General features: G+C 68.2%; 1 protein-coding gene. It reads left to right on the top strand.

Features of this window, described 5'->3' with window-relative positions:
* The coding region (locus HU729_RS25380; protein ID WP_238348450.1) for a condensation domain-containing protein at positions 1 to 2,557 on the top strand (2,557 nt) is incomplete at both ends.

Consider the following 2,557-nt stretch of genomic DNA (forward strand, 5'->3'; position numbering starts at 1 on the left):
TGGCCCGCTGTTGCGCGCCGTGCTGGCCGATCTGCCGGATGGCAGCCAGCGCCTGTTGCTGGTGATCCATCACCTGGCGGTGGACGGGGTGTCGTGGCGCATCCTGTTCGAAGACCTGCAACTGGCCTTCGAGCAACTGAGCAGCGGCAAGCCTCTGGCCCTGCCGGGCAAGACCAGCTCGCAGCGCGACTGGGTCGAGCAACTGCGCCAGCACGCCAGCACGAATGCACTGGAACAACTGGAGTACTGGCAGGCCCAGAGCCGCGAACTGAGCGCCGAATTGCACTGGGACCGAGCCGAAGGTGGCCAGCGCAATCGCGACGGCAGCACGCTCTATTCGCGACTGGACAAGCAGCAGACCCGCCGCTTGCTGCAGGATGCCCCGGCAGCCTATCGCACCCAGGTCAACGACCTGCTGCTGACCGCCCTGGCCCAGGTCGTCTGCGCCTGGACCGGCCAGGCCCATGCGCTGGTGCAGCTGGAAGGCCATGGCCGCGAAGACCTGTTCGAGCACCTCGACCTGACCCGCAGCGTCGGCTGGTTCACCAGTGTGTTCCCACTGCGCCTGACCCCGGCGGCAGGCCTGGGCGACTCGCTCAAGCAGATCAAGGAGCAATTGCGCGCGGTCCCTGACAAAGGCCTGGGCTTTGGCGTGCTGTCGCAGCTCGCCGCGCCGCAGGTGCGCGAGCGATTGGCCGGCCTGCCGACGCCGTCGATCACCTTCAACTACCTGGGCCAGTTCGATGCCAGTTTCGCCAGCGGCGAGGCGGCGTTCTGGCTGCCCTGTGACGAGGCCCGTGGTGCCGAGCAACACCCCGACGCGCCCCTGGCCAACGCGCTGAGCGTCAACGGCCAGGTGTTCGATGGCGAATTGAGCCTGGGCTGGACCTTCAGCGATGCGCGCTTCGACAGCCACACCATCCAGGCCCTGGCCGATGCCTATACCCAGGCGTTGCTGGCCTTGATCGAGCACTGCTGCCAACCCCAGTCAGGCGGTCTGACCCCTTCGGACGTGCCACTGGCCCGCTTGTCCCAGGCCCAGCTGGACGCCTTGCCACTGGCGGCCGCCAGTGTCCAGGACCTCTATCCGTTGTCGCCGATGCAACAGGGCATGCTGTTCCACAGCCTCTACGAGCAGGCCAGCGGTGACTACGTCAACCAGATGCGTGTGGACATCGACGGGCTGGACCCGCTGCGCTTCCGCGATGCCTGGCAGGCTACGCTGCTCAACCATGACATCCTGCGTACCGGTTTCCTCTGGCAAGGTGGGCTGAGCCAGCCGCTGCAGGTGGTGGCACGCCAGGTCGAAGTACCGTTCGCGCTGCACGACTGGCAGGGCCGCGCCGACCAGGCTGGCGCACTGGACGCACTGGCATTGGCCGAGCGTGCCCAGGGCTTCGACCTGGAGCAGGCGCCGCTGCTGCGCGTACAACTGATCGCCACGGCGCCGGGCCGTCATCACCTGTTGTTGACCCACCATCACATCCTGATGGATGGCTGGAGCCATTCGCAGCTGCTCGGCGAAGTCCTGGCGCGCTACGCCGGTGAGACGGTGGCCGCGCCTGTCGGACGCTACCGCGACTACATCGCCTGGCTGCAGGTGCAGGACGCCGAGGCGTGCGAGGCGTTCTGGCGCCAGCAACTGGCGGAGCTCGACGAGCCGACCCACCTGGCCCGTGCCATCCGCCAGGAGCCCCGAGCGGGCGGCGCCGCCCATGGCGACTACCGCATCGCCGTGGACGAGGCCGTCACTGCGCGCCTGGCGAACTTTGCCCGTGAGCAGAAAGTCACCCTCAACACCCTGGTACAGGCGGCCTGGCTGTTGCTGTTGCAGCGCTACACCGGCCCGGCGAGCGTGTGCTTCGGCGCGACGGTAGCCGGGCGCCCGGCGGAGTTGCCGGGCATGGAGCAGCAGATGGGGCTGTTCATCAACACCTTGCCAGTGGTCGCCACGCCGACCCCGCAACAGACCGTGGCCGACTGGCTGCAGGCCGTGCAGGCGCGCAACCTGGCGCTGCGCGAGTTCGAGCATGCGCCGTTGTACGAGATCCAGCGCCTGGCAGGGCAGGGCGGTGGCGCCCTGTTCGACACGCTGCTGGTGTTCGAGAATTTCCCGGTCTCTGAAGTGCTGGAGCAGGCCGCGCCCGAGGCGCTGCGCTTCGACGCGGTGAGCAACCACGAGCAGACCAGCTACCCGCTGACCCTGGCGGTCAACCAGGGGACGAGCCTGCTGCTGCACTACAGCTACGACGGCGACAGCTTCGAGGCGGCGACCATCGAGCGCCTGGCCGCGCACCTGGGCCTGCTGCTGGAAGGCCTGGCCGTGTCGGCCACACGGGCCTTGGGCGAGGTGTCGATGCTCGACGCCCATGAGCGTGCCTTGCCGTTGGAGGTGTGGAATGCCACGGCGGTCGAGTACCCGCTGGAGCACAGCGTCCAGGCGCTGATCCAGCGCCAGGTCGAGAGCACGCCAGAGGCTACGGCGCTGGTGTTCGGCGAGCTTCAGCTCAGCTACCGCCAGCTCGACGCCCTGGCCAACCAGTGGGCGCACCGCCTG

It is taken from the genome of Pseudomonas sp. RW10S2 (assembly GCF_014268985.1).
Taxonomy (GTDB): domain Bacteria; phylum Pseudomonadota; class Gammaproteobacteria; order Pseudomonadales; family Pseudomonadaceae; genus Aquipseudomonas; species Aquipseudomonas wayambapalatensis.